At 62.1% G+C, this 16949-nt stretch carries 19 protein-coding genes; 8 read left to right on the top strand and 11 right to left on the bottom strand.

All coding sequences use genetic code 11. From position 1 onward, the window contains the following. Window positions 1-73: 73 nt before the first annotated feature. Window positions 74-1522 carry an amino acid ABC transporter substrate-binding protein/permease gene (locus tag GN300_RS02230; protein ID WP_082845815.1) on the top strand — a complete coding sequence of 483 codons (1449 nt, stop codon included), beginning with the start codon at window positions 74-76 and terminating at the stop codon, window positions 1520-1522. After that, window positions 1519-2286, top strand: coding sequence for an amino acid ABC transporter ATP-binding protein (locus GN300_RS02235; protein WP_003946239.1), 768 nt, complete (start codon window positions 1519-1521; stop codon window positions 2284-2286). The genes GN300_RS02230 and GN300_RS02235 overlap by 4 nt, the downstream gene beginning before the upstream one ends. 36 nt (window positions 2287-2322) lie before the next feature. Here GN300_RS02235 and GN300_RS02240 read toward each other — a convergent pair whose 3' ends face one another. Both GN300_RS02240 and GN300_RS02245 read right to left on the bottom strand, forming a co-directional pair. Then, window positions 2323-2748: a DUF6578 domain-containing protein gene (locus tag GN300_RS02240; RefSeq protein WP_007729020.1), complete on the bottom strand. Its 426-nt coding sequence runs from the start codon at window positions 2746-2748 to the stop codon at window positions 2323-2325. Between the two features lie 189 nt (window positions 2749-2937). Next, entirely contained in the window at window positions 2938-3765 is an 828-nt protein-coding gene (locus tag GN300_RS02245) for a TatD family hydrolase (RefSeq protein WP_030536315.1), read from the bottom strand. Between the two features lie 21 nt (window positions 3766-3786). Between GN300_RS02245 and metG the strand changes: the two genes are divergently transcribed. Continuing rightward, on the top strand, window positions 3787-5385 hold the full coding sequence (metG, locus tag GN300_RS02250) for a methionine--tRNA ligase (RefSeq protein WP_003946248.1): 1599 nt from the start codon (window positions 3787-3789) through the stop codon (window positions 5383-5385). 81 nt (window positions 5386-5466) lie between these two features. Then, window positions 5467-6714 carry a DUF2786 domain-containing protein gene (locus GN300_RS02255; protein WP_202425863.1) on the top strand — a complete coding sequence of 416 codons (1248 nt, stop codon included), beginning with the start codon at window positions 5467-5469 and terminating at the stop codon, window positions 6712-6714. Here GN300_RS02255 and rsmI read toward each other — a convergent pair. After that, window positions 6711-7541: a 16S rRNA (cytidine(1402)-2'-O)-methyltransferase gene (rsmI, locus tag GN300_RS02260; protein WP_003946264.1), complete on the bottom strand. Its 831-nt coding sequence runs from the start codon at window positions 7539-7541 to the stop codon at window positions 6711-6713. The genes GN300_RS02255 and rsmI overlap by 4 nt on opposite strands. Before the next feature lie 74 nt (window positions 7542-7615). Here rsmI and GN300_RS02265 point away from each other — a divergent pair, with 74 nt between their 5' ends. After that, window positions 7616-9124, top strand: coding sequence for a dolichyl-phosphate-mannose--protein mannosyltransferase (locus GN300_RS02265; RefSeq protein ID WP_003946230.1), 1509 nt, complete (start codon window positions 7616-7618; stop codon window positions 9122-9124). Between the two features lie 72 nt (window positions 9125-9196). Here GN300_RS02265 and GN300_RS02270 read toward each other — a convergent pair whose 3' ends face one another. From GN300_RS02270 to GN300_RS02285, 4 genes are all read right to left on the bottom strand, one after another. After that, window positions 9197-10831, bottom strand: a complete 1635-nt coding sequence (locus tag GN300_RS02270; RefSeq protein ID WP_003946258.1) for a BCCT family transporter — start codon at window positions 10829-10831, stop codon at window positions 9197-9199. A gap of 84 nt (window positions 10832-10915) precedes the next feature. Beyond that, the gene (locus GN300_RS02275) at window positions 10916-11347 is read right to left on the bottom strand and encodes a DoxX family protein (protein ID WP_003946228.1); all 432 of its coding nucleotides are present in this window, start codon (window positions 11345-11347) and stop codon (window positions 10916-10918) included. Between the two features lie 48 nt (window positions 11348-11395). Further along, complete coding sequence (locus GN300_RS02280) at window positions 11396-11755, bottom strand: GntR family transcriptional regulator (protein WP_003946225.1); 360 nt, start codon at window positions 11753-11755, stop codon at window positions 11396-11398. A 42-nt stretch (window positions 11756-11797) separates the two neighbouring features. Beyond that, window positions 11798-12481, bottom strand: coding sequence for an SDR family oxidoreductase (locus GN300_RS02285; protein ID WP_003946268.1), 684 nt, complete (start codon window positions 12479-12481; stop codon window positions 11798-11800). A 94-nt stretch (window positions 12482-12575) separates the two neighbouring features. On the opposite strand from GN300_RS02285, the gene arsC reads away from it, so the two are divergent. After that, complete coding sequence (gene arsC, locus GN300_RS02290) at window positions 12576-12929, top strand: arsenate reductase (glutaredoxin) (RefSeq protein WP_063316773.1); 354 nt, start codon at window positions 12576-12578, stop codon at window positions 12927-12929. 13 nt (window positions 12930-12942) lie between these two features. Here arsC and arcA read toward each other — a convergent pair whose 3' ends face one another. After that, entirely contained in the window at window positions 12943-14160 is a 1218-nt protein-coding gene (gene arcA / locus GN300_RS02295) for an arginine deiminase (protein ID WP_003946210.1), read from the bottom strand. A 99-nt stretch (window positions 14161-14259) separates the two neighbouring features. Between arcA and GN300_RS02300 the strand changes: the two genes are divergently transcribed. Further along, window positions 14260-14748: an FABP family protein gene (locus GN300_RS02300; protein ID WP_063316772.1), complete on the top strand. Its 489-nt coding sequence runs from the start codon at window positions 14260-14262 to the stop codon at window positions 14746-14748. A 5-nt stretch (window positions 14749-14753) separates the two neighbouring features. Beyond that, a complete protein-coding gene (gene soxR / locus GN300_RS02305; protein ID WP_003946250.1) occupies window positions 14754-15233 on the top strand; it encodes a redox-sensitive transcriptional activator SoxR in 480 nt (159 codons plus the stop codon). Here the strand turns inward: soxR and GN300_RS02310 are convergent. The 3 genes from GN300_RS02310 to GN300_RS02320 all read right to left on the bottom strand — a co-directional run bounded on the left by GN300_RS02310 (window position 15219) and on the right by GN300_RS02320 (window position 16896). After that, entirely contained in the window at window positions 15219-15701 is a 483-nt protein-coding gene (locus tag GN300_RS02310; RefSeq protein ID WP_063316771.1) for a DUF2505 domain-containing protein, read from the bottom strand. The two genes, soxR and GN300_RS02310, sit on opposite strands and share 15 nt — an antisense overlap. Window positions 15702-15749: 48 nt before the next feature. Then, a complete protein-coding gene (locus tag GN300_RS02315; protein WP_063316770.1) occupies window positions 15750-16595 on the bottom strand; it encodes an SDR family oxidoreductase in 846 nt (281 codons plus the stop codon). Between the two features lie 145 nt (window positions 16596-16740). Beyond that, window positions 16741-16896 carry a hypothetical protein gene (locus GN300_RS02320; protein ID WP_003946253.1) on the bottom strand — a complete coding sequence of 52 codons (156 nt, stop codon included), beginning with the start codon at window positions 16894-16896 and terminating at the stop codon, window positions 16741-16743. Window positions 16897-16949 lie beyond the last annotated feature (53 nt).

Raw genomic sequence — 16949 nt, forward strand, 5'->3', positions numbered from 1 at the left:
GGGCGCAGTATGTTCTCGTCTGGTTCAAAGCAGTCCGGCGATCCCGGGCGCGACAGAAGAAAGCTGGGCGATAGTGCGAAGAAGATTCGACAGACCACGTAATGCCAGGTGGCCGATCCTGGCCATCCTGCTGGCGCTGATCGCAGCGCTGTTCGCCCCCGGAATCGCGAGCGCGCAACCCGGCCGCACCTACACGATCGCCACCGATCTGACATTCGCCCCGTTCGAATTCGAGAACGAAGACGGCAAACTCGTCGGCATCGACATCGACCTGCTCAATGCGATCGCCGAGGACCAAGGCTTCAAGGTCGACATCAAGCAGCTCGGCTTCGACGCGGCCCTTCAGGCCGTGCAGGCCGGGCAGGCGGACGGCGTCATCGCGGGCATGTCCATCACCGACGCCCGCAAGCAGGTGTTCGACTTCTCCGACCCGTACTTCGAGTCGGGCGTGCAGATGGCGGTCCTCGCGACCGACAACGACGTGAAGTCGTACGAGGATCTGAGGGGCAAGCGCGTCGCCGTCAAGAACGGCACCGAGGGCGCCAGCTTCGCCGAGTCCATCAAGGACCAATACGGCTTCACCACAGTCTATTTCGCCGACTCCGCCAGCATGTACGACGAGGTCCGCACCGGGAACTCCGTCGCAGTCTTCGACGACTACCCCGTCCTCGCCTACGGCATCACACAGGGCAACGGCCTCAAGACGGTCACCGAAAAAGAGGTGGGCGCGAGCTACGGCTTCGCAGTCAACAAGGGCCAGAACGCCGAACTGCTCCAGATGTTCAACGCCGGACTGCAGAACCTGCGCGACGACGGCCAGTACGACGAAATCGTCTCGACCTACCTCGGTCAGGGCGCGTCGACGTCGGACAACTCCATCATCGGCTTGATCAAGAGCACCTACCCGCAGCTTCTCAAGGGCCTGTGGTTGACGATCGTTCTCTCCGTCGTCTCGATCGCGATCGCTCTGGTCCTAGGCGCGATCTTCGGTCTCTGCCGCGTGTCCACCAACATGTTCGTCCGAGGTATAGGCACAACCTACGTCGACATCTTCCGCGGCACACCGCTGTTGGTGCAGGCATTCTTCATCTACTTCGGCATCCCGGCAGCCCTGCATTTCCAGATGTCCGCCTTCACCGCAGGCATCATCACGCTCTCGCTCAACGCCGGCGCGTACATGGCTGAAATCGTCCGCGGCGGCATCCTGTCCGTCGACAAGGGACAGATGGAGGCGTCACGAAGCCTGGGCATCAGCTACATGAAGTCGATGCGAAAAGTCATCATGCCGCAGGCAATTCGCACGATGATCCCGTCGTACATCAACCAGTTCGTGATCACCCTCAAGGACACGTCGATCCTGTCGGTCATCGGACTCGCCGAGCTCACTCAGACAGGGCGCATCATCATCGCGCGCAACTTCCAGTCGTTCAACATGTGGCTGATCATCGGCGTCATGTACTTCATCATCATCATGGCGCTCACCAAGCTGTCGAACCGCCTCGAGAAGAGGATCAACAAGTGACCGAAACAGCCGTCAACATGGGCAAGTCCGCCACCGAGGTCAAGATTTCGGTCAAGGGACTGAAGAAGTCGTTCGGCGACAACGAGGTCCTCAAGGGCCTGGACGTCGACATCAAGAGCGGTGAAGTGGTCTGCGTCATCGGGCCTTCCGGTTCCGGCAAGTCGACCTTCCTGCGTTGCCTCAACCGCCTCGAAGACATCACCGCCGGATCCGTGCGCGTCGACCAGTTCGACCTCACGAACAAGGATGTCGACATCGACAAGGTGCGCCAGCACATCGGGATGGTGTTCCAGCACTTCAACCTGTTCCCCCACATGAGCGTCGTCGAAAACGTGATGCTCGCTCCGGTGCAGACCGGGCGATCGACCAAGGAGCAGGCTCGCGAGATCGCCGTCAAACTGCTCGGCCAGGTCGGTCTCGCGGAGAAGGCAGATGCCAAGCCCGCCAGCCTGTCCGGTGGGCAGAAGCAGCGCGTTGCCATCGCCCGCGCACTCGCGATGAGTCCGGACATCATGCTCTTCGACGAGGCCACCAGCGCCCTCGACCCCGAAATGGTGGGTGAGGTTCTGCAGGTGCTGCGCGACCTCGCCAAGCAGGGCATGACCATGGTCGTCGTGACCCACGAGATGGGCTTCGCCCGTGAGGTTTCCGACCGAGTCATCTTCATGGCCGACGGATACATCGTCGAAGAAGGTAAGCCGGAGAGTCTGTTCGGCAACCCCCAGCAGCAGCGCACCCAGGACTTCCTGGCGAAGGTTCTCTAGGGGCAAGCCCCCTGTGCGCCTTTTTGGTAGTGGGGACTACCGGAAAGGCGCACGGGTGGTGGCCAATTCGACGACCAGCCCGGTCTCGATCCGATTCTGCGGCTCGAAGTCGAAGTCGCCGAACCTTCGGAACCACCGAGGACTGGCCTCGACCCTTCGATAGGTCTCGCTACCTTCGACGGGCAACCACATGCGTGGACTTCCGACTTCCTCGTACGTCGTCGTGACCACGAGAATCCCGAGCACCACACCCGTGGTCACGACTCCCGACGCCGGCATCCCGCCGTGAACCCAACCGTCGAACGCGTCGTCCTGCGATCGCGGTGTCAATGTCCACGAGCATTGTTCACCGACTACAGGAAACGGTCCGCAGCACTCGACTTCGACCGCGTCGACATGAACGCTGACGATCTGGACCGAAGAGTCGACCGGCGTCGGCTCAGTGAAGCTGTGCGCCTTCATTCCCTCCCGGGATGCGAGAAATTCGCAGCGCTCGCGCCGGATCGAGAGGACTGTTCGTCTATGTGTTCGACGTCGTCGGGATCGACGTCGGAGGGATCGATTCGGTCATTCATCTGAATACTCCGCGCAGTAGACGGACCGGGACACGACGATCCCGGGCGCGGAGTTACCTGTCAGACCACCATAGCGTCAGAGCTTGTAGACGCGCTCCGCTGTCGCCGTGGACGCTGCTGCCAGCGCCTGCGGATCCTCACCGCGGATGTCTGCGAGCGCGCGCACCGTGTACGGCAGGCAGTACGACTCGTTGGGCGCACCGCGAAACGGGTGCGGCGTCAAGAACGGCGCATCCGTCTCGACGATCAGCTGATCCGAGGGCACCAACAGCGCGGCCTCACGCAGCGCCTTCGCATTCTTGAAACTCACGGTTCCCGAGAAACTCAACACGTAGCCCGCGTCGATGCACGCACGGGCCATCTCCGAATCCGAGGAGAAGCAGTGGAACACCACGGTCTCCGGCGCGCCTTCCTCGTGCAGCACCCGCAGCAGGTCCTCATCGGCTTCGCGATTGTGAATCATCAGCGTCTTGCCGAGACGCTTCGCGAGGTCGATGTGCCACCGGAAACCGTCGACCTGCTCCTCGATGGTGGCGCACCCTTCGAGCTTGCCTGGCCAGTAGAGATCCAGCCCGGTCTCCCCCACCGCGACGACCCGCGGATCGGACGCCAACCGTTCTATCTCGGCTCTGGTGTCGACATCGAGGACGTTCGCCCTGGTCGGATGGATTGCGACGGCTGCGTAAACCCTCGAATCCCAGTTCGCAGCGTCGACGGCAAAGCGTGCGGCATCAAGGTCGTCGGCCACCGTGACGACCCGTCCGACGCCGACGGCCTCGGCCCGATCGACAATTTCGGCCACGGTCGCAGCGTCGTGCGCACCACAGGCGTCGAGGTGCGTATGTGCGTCGATCAGAGGCGACAAGGGCTCAGGGGCATCGGGGGCGGGACGGTCTTTGCTCACGCCCGATAGAGTAAGCCCACCATGACTGTGCCTGCCTCACCCTCCCAGACCCCGCGCCCGGACTCCGCTGCCCCGGAAGGCGCGGAACGATCGCCGTTCTACATCACGACAGCGATCGCGTATCCCAACGGCGCTCCGCACATCGGCCACGCGTACGAGTACATCTCCTCGGACGCGCTCGCCCGTTTCAAGCGGTTGGACGGTCATGAAGTGTTCTTCATGACCGGCACCGACGAGCACGGTCTGAAGATGCAGCAGACAGCGATCAAAGAGGGCATCGACGTCCGCGAACTCGCGGCTCGGAACTCCGACGTGTTCCAGAACCTCGACAAGGTCCTGAACATCTCGTACGACCGGTTCATCCGCACCACCGACGCCGATCATCAGGTCGCCAGCAAGGCGATCTGGGAAAAGATGGCCGCATCGGGCGACATCTACCTCGACACGTACTCGGGGTGGTATTCGGTTCGTGACGAGGCCTTCTACACCGAAGCCGAGACCACGCTTCTGGACGACGGCACCCGTCAGTCGACGGAGACCGGCACTCCGGTGGAGTGGACCGAGGAGTCCAACTACACCTTCCGTCTCTCGGCCTACGAGGACCGTTTGCTTGCTCTGTACGAAGAGCATCCCGAGTTCATTGCCCCCGCGACTCGTCGCAACGAGATCGTCAGCTTCGTCAAGGGCGGCCTCAAGGACCTGTCGATCTCGCGCACCACGTTCGACTGGGGCGTCGAGGTTCCCGGAGACCCCGACCACGTCATGTACGTCTGGGTCGACGCCCTCACCAACTACCTGACCGGCGTGGGTTACCCGAACGTCGACTCGGCGGAGTTCGAGAAGTTCTGGCCCGCGAGCCTGCACATCATCGGCAAGGACATCACGCGTTTCCATACCGTGTACTGGCCGGCGTTCCTCATGTCTGCCGGCATCGAACTGCCGGAGCGGGTCTTCGTCCACGGGTTCTTGTACAACAAGGGCGAGAAGATGTCGAAGTCGGTCGGCAACGTCGTCGACCCCATCGCGATGGTCGATCAGTACGGCCTCGACGCGGTCCGTTTCTTCCTGCTCCGCGAGATCTCGTACGGCCAGGACGGCAGCTACAGCCACGAAGCAATCGTGACGCGTATGAATGCAGACCTGTCCAATGAACTGGGCAACCTCGCGCAGCGTTCACTGACGATGGTCGCGAAGAACTGCGATGCCCAGGTACCGACCCCCGGCGAGTTCACCGAGGACGACCTGGCGATGCTGGCGTCGGCGGATGCCCTGCTTGCCAAGTGCCGCAGCGAGTTCGACGTGCAGGCGCTGCATCTCGCACTGGAAGCCATCTGGGGCGTTCTCGGCGAGACCAACCGGTACTTCTCCAAGCAGGAACCGTGGGTTCTGCGCAAGACGGATCCGGCACGCATGGCGACGGTTCTGTACGTGACGCTCGAAGTGGTCCGTATCGTCGGGCTTCTCGTTCAGCCGGTGATGCCCGACGCGGCGTCACGCATCCTCGATCTGCTTGGCCAGAGCGAAGAGAACCGGCAGTTCGCCGACATTGCGGTTCGCATCGACGCGAACCGGAAACTGCCTGCTCCGGCGCCAGTTTTCCCCCGCTTCGTCGAGGAATGAGCTAAGCGAGAGTGCCGCACGTGGGGTCCGAGATATCCGGTTACAGGCGGATGTGTCGGACCCCACGTGCACACTCCAGCTATGACGACGAATAGAACATACATTCGAACCAGCGCTTCGGCGCAGACACTGCCATGGAACGGAGCGCGGGTGTCCACTCAGGAGGTCAGCCCTCAATCCGTTTCCGCGGTGCGAGATCTCGTTTCCGAACTGTCCGCGGCGTACGACCGCGGATGGCAGCCGGCGGATCTGATTCATCTGGCGCGTCGAAGCAAAGAAGCGTCCGACGCCGATCTCGCCGCCACCACCATCCTGTTCGACGCGAAGGCGTCGCGCGCCTCCGATCGCGCTCCGCTCGAATGGGTGGGGCAGTTGCAGACAATCGGCGAGCAGTATCCGAAGTCTCGGCACATCGCTTCTCGAATCACCGTGGACGACGACGTTTTTCGCTCCCTCGCGGCCGGCCTTCTGTTCCAGGATCCCTACTTCCTCGTTTCGCAGATCGTCGACGTCGCGCGATCGTGGATGCGCCTACCTCAGTGGACGGTGTTGCTCGCGCCACCATCCACCTGGCCGTCGCAACGCACCGATACCAGCTATGCCGGCGTCGGCGATACCGAGGTCGACGCCAAGGTACTCAAGCGAATTCGTGGACTACTCGCCAAAGCGGAAGCAACCAACTTCGCGGAAGAAGCCGAGATTTTCACCGCGAAGGCCCAGGAGTTGATGACCCGGTACGCCATCGACTCCGCACTGCTCCACAGTCGCGCCGGGGTCACCGACACATCCGTCAATGCCCGACGCATTCACATCGAGAACCCGTACGTGAAGGAAAAGGTTCACCTCCTGACCGAGATCGGCGAATCGAATCGAGTCAGGACTGTCTGGTTCAGCGACATTGCACTCGCGACCGTCGTCGGCACTCCGGTCGACCTTCAGCAAGTCGACATGCTGTTCACTTCCCTGCTCGTACAGGCAACCCGTGCAATGCAATTCGCCGACTCGAGCAATCGTGGCGGCTCACGCACCACCTCGTTCCGCAAGGGATTCCTGGCCGGGTTCGCCAGCCGCATCGGACACCGCCTGCGTGACGCCGGCACCAAAGCCACCGCCGAAGCGGCCGACGCGGCATCGATGGACGTCGCGGATCTTCTGCCGATCCTCGCCACCACATCCGAGGCCGTCGACGCCGAATTCGATCGATTGTTCCCGACAACCCGCAAGACTCGCGGACGGTCCGTGGACGCCGAAGGCTGGCACGCCGGCCAGGCTGCAGCCGACGACGCCAACCTGCGTCCCGGCGCACCCGCCGTGAACCGCTCCCGCTAGTCCTTTCGAGCGGCCAGGACCGTCTCGTACAACTCACGCTTGGAGACTCCGGCCGTTGCGACCAGAGCACACGCGTCCTTCAATCGTGCTCCCCCCTCGACCAGCCTTTCCACCTCGTCGACTAGATCGGCAGGATCAGATGCCACCAGCACTGCGCCTTCGAGCACCACCGTGATCTCACCGCGAACGCCCTCGGCGGCCCAAGCAGCTAACTCCCCGAGAGTGCCGCGCTTCACTTCCTCGTAGGTCTTGGTCAATTCCCGGCACACGGCCGCGCGGCGATTCGGCCCGAGCACTTCCACCGCATCTGCGAGGCAGTCGGCAAGGCGATGAGGCGCTTCGAAGAACACACACGCTCGCTGCTCGGTTGCCAAGGCAGAGAGCCACGTCTTGCGCTGCCCCTGCTTACGCGGCGGGAACCCGTCGAAGCAGAACCGCTCGACGGGCAATCCGGAGAGTGCCAGCGCGGTCGTCACCGCCGACGGACCGGGCAAGCACGTGACGGCGAGGTTCTCGGCTACGCAGGCGGCGACAAGGCGATATCCGGGATCGCTGACCGACGGCATGCCCGCGTCCGTGACCAGCAGGACGGTCTTGCCTTCGGCGACGTCGGCGACCAGCGCGGGCAGCCGGGAAATCTCGACCTGATCGTAGAAACTGACGATCTTCCCGGTGATGGTTACCTCGAGCGCGGACGCCAGAGACTTGGTGCGTCGTGTGTCCTCCGCAGCAACGACGTCGGCGGTTGCGAGAGCAGACCGAAGACGCGGAGACGCGTCACCGACATCTCCCATGGGTGTTGCGGCGAGTACCAAGCGACCAGTCATACCTGACAGCCTACGATTGCCAGGTGACTGTGCAGACGGACGAGCGGCCAACGCCCGCCACGAGCGATCGGGTAATGCGTAGTCCCGGCCCGCTGGTACCGGATCCTGATTTCGGCCCGACCGACAGATTGCGCGGCTGGATCGTCACCGCTTTCGTCACCGCTATCGCGGCGATCACACGCTTCACGATGCTCGCCTACCCGACCGACGCCGGCACACCTGTCTTCGACGAGAAGCACTACGTTCCGCAGGGCTGGCAAGTTCTGACCGGTGGCGGCATCGAAGACAATCCCGGTTACGGATTGGTGGTACACCCGCCGATCGGTAAGCAGATGATCGCGATCGGCGAAGCACTCTTCGGTTACAACGGTTGGGGGTGGCGATTCTCGTCGGCCCTGGTCGGGACACTGATGGTCTTGCTGATCATCCGGATCGTGCGCCGCATGACGCGCTCCACGCTGATCGGCGCGATTGCCGGAATCCTGCTCATCGTGGACGGCGTCACCTTCGTCTCCTCACGCCTGGGGATGCTCGACATCTTCCTGGCTTTCTTCGTTCTCGCCGCCCTCGGATGCCTGGTGGTCGATCGCGACCAAGTCCGCGAACGGATGGCGAAGGTATACGAAGAGGGCCGAATCGGCGACTCTGCCTGGGGTCCGCGGCTGGGTTTCCGGTGGTGGAGGTTCGGCGCCGGCATCCTGCTCGGCCTGGCCTGCGGAACCAAGTGGTCCGGCATGTACTTCATTCTGTTCTTCGGATTGCTCAGTGTTGCCTTCGACCTGTCAGCGCGCCGCGCCTACCGCGTGCAGCGCCCATGGGTCGGCACTGCAGTTCGCGACATCGGGCCGGCTCTGTATGCCTTGGTGATCATTCCGCTCGGTGTGTACCTCGCGAGCTACTGGGCCTGGTTCACCAGCGAGACCGGCGTCGACCGTCACGCCGTCGGTAACGAGATCGGTGAGGGCGGCACATGGAGCTTCATTCCCTCCGCGCTGCGCTCACTCTGGTACTACAGCGGAAACGTTCTCCAGTTCCACGCCGGTCTGACCAACTCCGCCGGAAACCACCACCCGTGGGAGTCGAAACCGTGGACGTGGCCGATGGGGCTACGACCGATGCTCTACTACTACGCCGACGGCGAGCAGGTCACCGGTTGCGGGGCCGCCAGCTGCGTCAAGGCCGTGATGCTGATCGGCACACCGGCGATGTGGTGGCTGGCCCTACCGATGTTGGCGTGGGCGATCTGGCAGACGTTCGTGCGCAGGGACTGGCGATACGCCGTGGTCCTGACGGGCTACGGTGCCGCTTACCTCCCGTGGTTCGCGACGCTCGACCGCCAGATGTACTACTTCTACGCAGTTGCACTCGCCCCGTTCATGGTCATGGGATTTGCGCTGGTCCTCGGCGATGTACTGGGCAAGGCGAGCGCGTCCGTCGAGCGTCGTACCACCGGACTTCTGGCAGTCAGTCTGTACATCGGTCTGGTCGTGGCCAACTTCGTCTACCTCTGGCCGATACTCACCGCCATGCCGATCACGCCGGAATCGTGGCAGAACCATCTGTGGTTGCCCAGCTGGAAATAACCGGACGACAAAAGGGGCACCGAACCGCAGTTCGGTGCCCCTTCACGGTTCAAGTCCTACTCCGCTCAAGTCCTACTCCACTGACTTACCCACACGGCGTCCTCGGCGCGGGCGTAGGAGAGCACGTTTCTGCTCCTTCGCCGCAATGATGATCGGGTCGTGCGAAAGATCCTTGTACAGCGAGAAGCACAGTCCGATCATGACCAGCACGAACGGCGCCGCAGCGATGATCGTCATGGTCTGCAAGCCGTCGAGCGCTTCGGAACCACCGGTCCACAGCAGAAGCGCCGCGACGCCACCGGTCAACATGCCCCAGAACACCACGACCCAGCGACTCGGTTCGAGCGTTCCGCGCTGCGAGAGCGTCCCCATCACCATCGACGCAGCGTCGGCGCCGGAGACGAAGAACACTGCGACGAGCAGCATGACCAGGACAGTCGTCACTCCGGCCAACGGCAGATTGTCGAGCATGCCGAACAGTTGAGCCTCTTCCGAGCCTCGGCCGGACAAGCCGATTCCGTCGCGTTCCTCGCCGATGCCTGCGCCGCCGAAGATCGCGAACCAGAGCAAGCTGACAGTCGTGGGAACGGCGATGACGCCGACGATGAACTGGCGGATCGTGCGGCCGCGGCTGATGCGGGCCAGGAACATGCCGACGAACGGCGTCCAGGACACCCACCATGCCCAGTAGAAGATCGTCCACGACGAAAGCCACGCGCCGGTTTCAGGATTCGACGATGCACCCGTGCGGGCCGACATCTGGGCGAGGTCGGAAACGTATGCACCAATGGTCGTCGGGAGCAGATTGAGAATCAGCACGGTCGGCCCGAGAACGAACACGAACAGGGCCAAGATCAGCGCTAGCACCATGTTGATGTTGGAGAGCCACTGAATTCCCTTGGCCACACCGGAAACTGCCGAAGCGACGAACGCCAGGGTCAGCACCGCAACGATGGCCACGAGCAGGAATACGCCGGCTTCTTCCATCCAGCCGACTACCTCGAAACCGGAGCCGATCTGAAGTGCGCCGAGCCCCAAAGATGCTGCGGTGCCGAAAAGTGTCGCAAAGATTGCCAGGATGTCGATGACCTTGCCGATCGGCCCTTCGGCTTTGCGACCGAGCAACGGGATGAAGGCCGAACTGAACAGTTGCTTGCGTCCTCGGCGATACGACCCGTACGCAATGGCAAGGCCCACAACGGCATACATCGCCCAAGGATGAAGACCCCAGTGAAACATGGTGGTAGCCATGGCAGTTCCGACGCCACCGTCGGTACCGGGAGGCGGAGTCACGTAGTGCGCAAGCGGTTCCGCGACACCGAAGAACATCAGGCCGATGCCCATGCCGGCGCTGAACATCATGGCGATCCAGCTGACGGTTCGGAACTCGGGCTTCTCACCGTCTTTGCCCAGCGGAATGTCGCCGAATCGACTGACAGCGAGGTAGATGGAAAACAGCACGAAAGCCGAAGCTGCGAGTACGAAGAGCCAGCCGATGTTCGTCACCAACCAGCCGAGAACACTTCCGGTTACCGAGTTCAGGTTGTCGGGAGCTACGAGACCCCACACGACAATAGCCAGCACCGCTGCGGCCGCCACGGAAAACACCACGTAGTCGGTCCGAACGCCTACCCGAGTAAAGCCCGTCTCCGGGCGCTCTTCGTTGGCCCCGGAATCTTGTTCGGATCGATCAGATTTCGTCACCATAGATGACTACGTTCGTCACTTTGTGGGCCAAAAGCAAGCTGGAAGGCGGGCTCAACAGCCGTTGAACCCGCCTTCTCACCCCGATCAAGCTGGGGTTTTAACCCAACCGTTGCCCTTGCCGATCAATCCGTCGATGCTGATGCGTCCTGCGCCGATAACAGCGATCAAGAGCGAACCGACACCGAGTGCGACGACGAGTTCATAGCCGCCGTTGTCTATGAAGACGCCCTTGTCGGCGTGCACGATGAAGAACGCGCCGACCATGTCGAGGAACAGCAGTGCGCCGACGAGCGGGGTCAGCAGACCCGCGATGAGCAGGATGCCGCCACCGAGTTCGATGGATGCTGCCAGAACTGCAGAAATCTTGGGGAGCGGGGCGCCCATCCCTTCGAATGCGGCCTGCGTTCCGGCGATCTTGTAGGTGAAGAACTTCTGCCAACCGTGGGCGATGAAGATGATCCCGAGGCCGACACGGGCGATGAGGAGTCCGAGGTCACGAGCAATCGACGAATTCATGAGCCAAGACTGACAGCTTTAAGTTGAAGCGTCAACTTAATCAATGTGTCACGCACCTCTCAATGCCGACTCCACCATGGCGACGATCTCAGTGTCGGAGTACCCGAGCGAGCGGACCTTATGCGCAAACGCGGTCGCCGCCTGCTCCGCCTGCGCCTGCACCGGATCGGTCCCCGAAGCGATGAACGTCCCTTGCTTTCCCCTCGTCTCGATCACGCCCTGATCGCTGAGCGCGCGATAAGCCTTCGCGACGGTGTTGGCCGCCAATCCCAGCTCCGAAGCCAATGCACGCACCGTCGGGATCTTGGTTCCCGCAATCAATCCGCCGCCGTGAACCTGCTCGATAATCTGTTGCCGCAGTTGGTCGTACGGAGCTGTGGAGGAATCGTGTTCGATCGCGATCTTCATCGTCACCCTCGTCGTATCTTCTCGGTCACAGCATCTTCTCTCTCACAAACCCTCGATCGCTTCGCGGATCGTATGCGGGCCGGAGGTCAGAACCAATATCTTGCCGACACTGGACGGCGCGTCGATGAGCGCTTCGATCACTGCGGCGACATCTGCACGAGGCACAGAGCCTCGATCGACGGGTGGCTCTGCAAGAAGGACTTCACCGGTGGGGTCGTCGTCTGTCAGAAGGCCTGGCCGAAGAATCGTCCAATCCAGCGAAGTCCTTGTCTTCAGGTCTTCCTCTGCCGCAGTCTTCGCCCGCAGGTAGGCGGCAAAAACCTCGTCGGTGTTCTCCGGTATTTCGTCACCAGCACCCATGGCGCTGATCTGTATGAACCGACGCACTCCCGCTTTCTCGGCGGCATCGGCCAACAGCACCGCCGCAGCTCGGTCTACGGAGTCCTTCCGCTCGATCGAGCTACCAGGTCCGGCGCCCGCGGCGAAGACCGCGACGTCGGCACCGTCGAGTACTTTCGCAACTTCCTCGACCGTGGAGGATTCCAGATCGATCACCACGGGGAACGCGCCGAGTGTGCGGACCGCACCCTCGTGCGCGGAGTTGCGGATCAGCGCTACCGGCCGATCACCATGTCCTGCCAGCAGGTACGTCAGGTGCTGCGCGATCTTGCCGTGCCCACCGGCAATGACCACGCGCCGTTCGTCCACACTTCGATGTTCCGTCATCGTTTTCTCCTCACAAGTCGGTACTTCAAGTGCAGCGCGCCGGAGGTGTCCGTTGTTCCCCTGTTTGTCCCACGAGTTCGGACACAGAGGCAGAATGACGGACATGGCATCTGCAACCATCTTCCACAATCAACGGTGCAACACGTCGCGGACTGTTCTCGGACTTATCCGCGACGCCGGCATCGAACCGACCATTGTGAAGTACCTCGATACTCCGCCTACCCGATCCGAGCTGGAAAAACTCCTCGCCGACGCCGGCCTCGAGCCCAGCCAAGCCGTTCGCGAGCGCGAAACGCAGTACAAGGAACTCGGGCTCGCCGATGCATCCGAGTCCGAGATCCTCGACGCGATGATCGAGCACCCGATTCTGATCGAACGCCCGTTCGTGGTCACCGACAAAGGCACCGTCCTCGCGCGGCCTGCAGCCAAGGTGGAAGAAATTCTCTGACAGCGTCGACGGCTTACAGCGGATCGCGGGCGATCGGGCAGGACATGCACCGAGGACCACCTCGGCCGGACCCCAGTTCCGAACCCGCGATTCGCAAAACCTCGATACCCGAGGCCTCCAGCCTGGCGTTCGTTTCGACGTTGCGCTCGTAAGCGACGACGACGCCAGGCTCGACGGCGAGGGTGTTGTTTCCGTCGTCCCACTGCTCACGCTCGGCAGTCACCGTGTCGAGTCCGGTGTCGATCACACGCAGTTTTCCGATTCCCATGGCGTCGGCCGCCGCTTCGAGGAACGGCGTCGCACCGCGAATACTCACCCCGTCGTCTTCCTTGCGCAGAGTGAACGCCGCCAGGGTGTCCTGAATGGCCGGATACATGACGACCGCGTCGGCCTCGACCATGGTGCAGACCGTGTCGAGATGCATCGACGCTCGGCGTTGCTCGATCGGAACAACCAACACCGTGTGGGCGAGGCCGTCGTCGAACACGCTACGCGCCAATGCTTCTGCTCCGGCGGGTGACGTACGTTCACCGACACCGATTGCGATCACCCCCGGCGCGAGAAGCAGCACGTCACCTCCCTCGACAGGAGCCGTGTGCGACTCGTACGCGCGGCGCACGCCTTTGAATCGAGGGTGATGCGCGTAGACGAGATCCGTTATCGAGGATTCGCGAGCTCGCGCTGACAACGCCAAGGACGTGATGATGACCCGTGGCCCGACCCAGAAAGACGAATCACGGGTGAAGAGCAAGTTGGGCAACGGGTCGATCACGAAGTCACCGCCGTGATGCATCCTGCGCACCAACGAGGTCGAGTCGGCATCGATCGGCAATTCGTCGAACGTCATTCCTGCAGTAAGGATCGACGAAAGCTCCTTCGGCTCCACCTTTCGCAGGTAGGCGGCCAGGTGTTGCCCGAGCGCGTGGCCGATCTTGCGTGCGTCCACGGCGGCCGCGATTCCCTGGATCCTCGCTGCGCCACTGACCTCGAGCGCCTCGGTGAGGAGATCGGACAAAAGCAGTACCTCGACGCCGCGCTCACGAAGGACGGTCGCAAACTGATCATGTTCCTCCTGCGCGCGGTCCACCCACGGCAACGCGTCGAACAGCAGCTCGTCGTTGTTGCGCGGAGTCAATCGTTTCAACTCGTCGCCAGGACGATGAAGAATGACCGATCGCAATCGGCCCACCTCGGAATCGACACCGAGGGGGACGGAGCCAGAAGCGTTCATGAGTGAACACTAATCCCGTAGGCCCCACCCAGCAGGGATAAGCAGCTGTCGTACCGGCCCGCGTAACGTCTGATCCGACGCAGGCGAGAGGACCAGGCAATGAGTAGTACGGATCAGGCGGCGCTGAACGGCGCCGGAATCGAGAGGTTCACCGGGCGCTGGGTCGGCGCTGGAGCCGGACATTTCCCCACCATCGACGACTTCGAGTACTCCGAGGAGATCGAGTTCGCGCCCACCCCGAAACCGTTTCTCACCTACTCGTCGCGCACTCGTGGGCTCCCCGGCGGACGACCGCTTCACATGGAATCGGGATACCTGCGCCCAACACCGGGTGGTGAGCTCGAATTGCTGGTCAGCCAGCCCACCGGATTCGTCGAGATCCATCGCGGCACCCTCGACTCCGAAGGCACTCTCGCCTTGACCCGTCTCACGCTCGCAGCATCGCCCGACGCAAAACCGGTTCACGACGTCCGGCGAGTCATGCGCGTTCAGGGCGACACGCTGACATACGACTTGTGGATGGCGCACGGTGACACCCCGCTGACGCATCATCTCCACGCCACCCTCCACCGCGCGACGGACCGGTAGCCGCCATGGAGATGCCGTCGTGGAAGGCAAAGGAACTCACGCCCGGCCAGCTCTCCGAGCGCAGCGGTGTCGCCGTCTCGGCCCTGCATTTCTACGAACGAGAAGGCCTCATCGTCAGCCGCCGGACCAGCGGAAACCAGCGCCGATACCAACGAGACACGCTTCGACGCGTCGCCTTCATCAGAATCTCGCAACGCGTCGGCATTCCGCTGTCGGAAATCAGAGAGGCCCTCGGCACACTTCCTGAAGGCCGTACCCCGAACCGCGCAGATTGGGAAAGATTGTCGACCGGGTGGCGGCGCCACCTCGATCTACGCATCGAGCAACTGGAACGTCTACGGGACAACCTCACCGGTTGCATCGGTTGCGGGTGCCTCTCGTTGGAGGGGTGCGCCCTCGCCAACCCACACGATCAACTCGCATCCGCCGGCCCGGGTGCGCGCGTTCTGGAAGTAGATTTCGGTGCAGGCTCAGGCGAGAAATGACTCGACGGCGTCCCGATCGCGCCCCAACAAGTCCTCGACGGTCTTCTTCAGCAACTTCTCGATCTGGCCGCCGATGATCGGCATCTTCACCTCAGCCGTTCCGCCGACGACCAACCGCGTGCAGGACTCGGCGGCGGTGAGATCGAGCGTCGTCTCGATTCGGATCGGCAGTCCCCGCGCGATTCCGGTGACCGACCCTGCTGCACGCCCGTCCGACAGAGGTCCCCACCGATCGACCCGTTTCAGACCGAGCCGACTCGGCGCAACCTTGGCGACCAGGCTCGGGAGGGAGGCGGAGTCGATTTCCTCGGACACGGATACTTCGATCGATCCGTCTCGAACTTCGATGTCCGAGGTGGCATAGAGGTCTCCGAGTCTGCCTTTCCAATAATTCGGGTCGGTCAAAGTTCGATGCACGTCGTCGATCGGATATTTGAATTCGATATCGAAGTGAAAACTCTTCGGCATGACTTTGGTCCCTATTCGACTAGATAAAAGTCCCGGCGGAGTTAACGCTCATCGCTTGAGCAATTTACTGAACTGGTCGTTCGCTTTTTGCATCACGAACTCGTAAGGCAGGGCGAATTTGCGCGCCCACCAGTATCCGAATCGGATGTCATTGGACGTATATACGAGGTACGTATTCTTCTCGATTCCCCGCAGAATGCACGACGCCACCTTCTCCGGGGAGACAGCACGCGCCTCGAACCGGTGCGTGAGTTTTTCGACCCGCGGGTCGTTCCTGTCGATACCCGCTATTTCCACGGTCCCCACCAATGGCGTCTTCACCCCACCCGGCACAACCAGACTGACCCCGATTCCGTGCCGCTTCAGATCGAATCGCAGCACCTCGGACACCCCGCGAAGGCCGAACTTGCTCGCACTGTAGGCGGCGTGCCACGGCAGGGCCAAAAGTCCGGCAGCCGAAGACACGTTGACCAGGTGTCCACCCTTGCCGGCACGAATCATGGGTGGAACAAACGTCTCCATGACATGGATCGGCCCCATCAGGTTGACGTCCACCATGGACTTCCAATGCCGATGTTCGAGGTTCTCGATAGTTCCCCACGCTGAAATGCCGGCGATATTCATGACGACATCCATCGAAGAAAATTGAGTGTGAATCTCGGTACCGAATTTCACGACCTCGTCGTAGTCTGAGATATCGAGTGCCTTCGCCATGCTGACCGTGCCGCCGCCGGCGCCGACCATCGCGACCGTCTCTTCCAATCCGACGTTGTTGATATCGGTGAGAAACAATTCGGCGCCGACTTCTGATGCACGCAGCGCAGTTGCACGTCCAATTCCACTACCGGCGCCGGTGATCAGGCATTTCTTGCCGTCGAGCGACCTTACAGACATGGATGAACACTCCCCCGCACTCGTACTGTGGACATGCGGGAAAGTCTACGCACGCACGGTGCGGCCGCCCTGAAACACGCAAGACGACCTGCGGGGCACGGCCGTACTCCGCGCAAACACCGCACAGAGACGACCGCAGCGAGCACTAGAGACGCTGCATCATCTGCTCTTGATAGCCCTTGACCGTACGGTCGAGTTCTTCCGCCGCTACATCGTCCCCACGCTTGCGTGCGTCGTGGGCTCGATCCTGAATTTCACGGATTGCGCGGCGCAATTCATCATCGCTCATCGTGTGTTTCATGTCACAATTCTGCACCCACCCGGAGGGTTTAGCTAGCACAGATCGCAATCCGG

It is taken from the genome of Rhodococcus sp. Ni2 (assembly GCF_021352185.1).
Taxonomy (GTDB): Bacteria; Actinomycetota; Actinomycetes; order Mycobacteriales; family Mycobacteriaceae; genus Rhodococcus_F; species Rhodococcus_F qingshengii.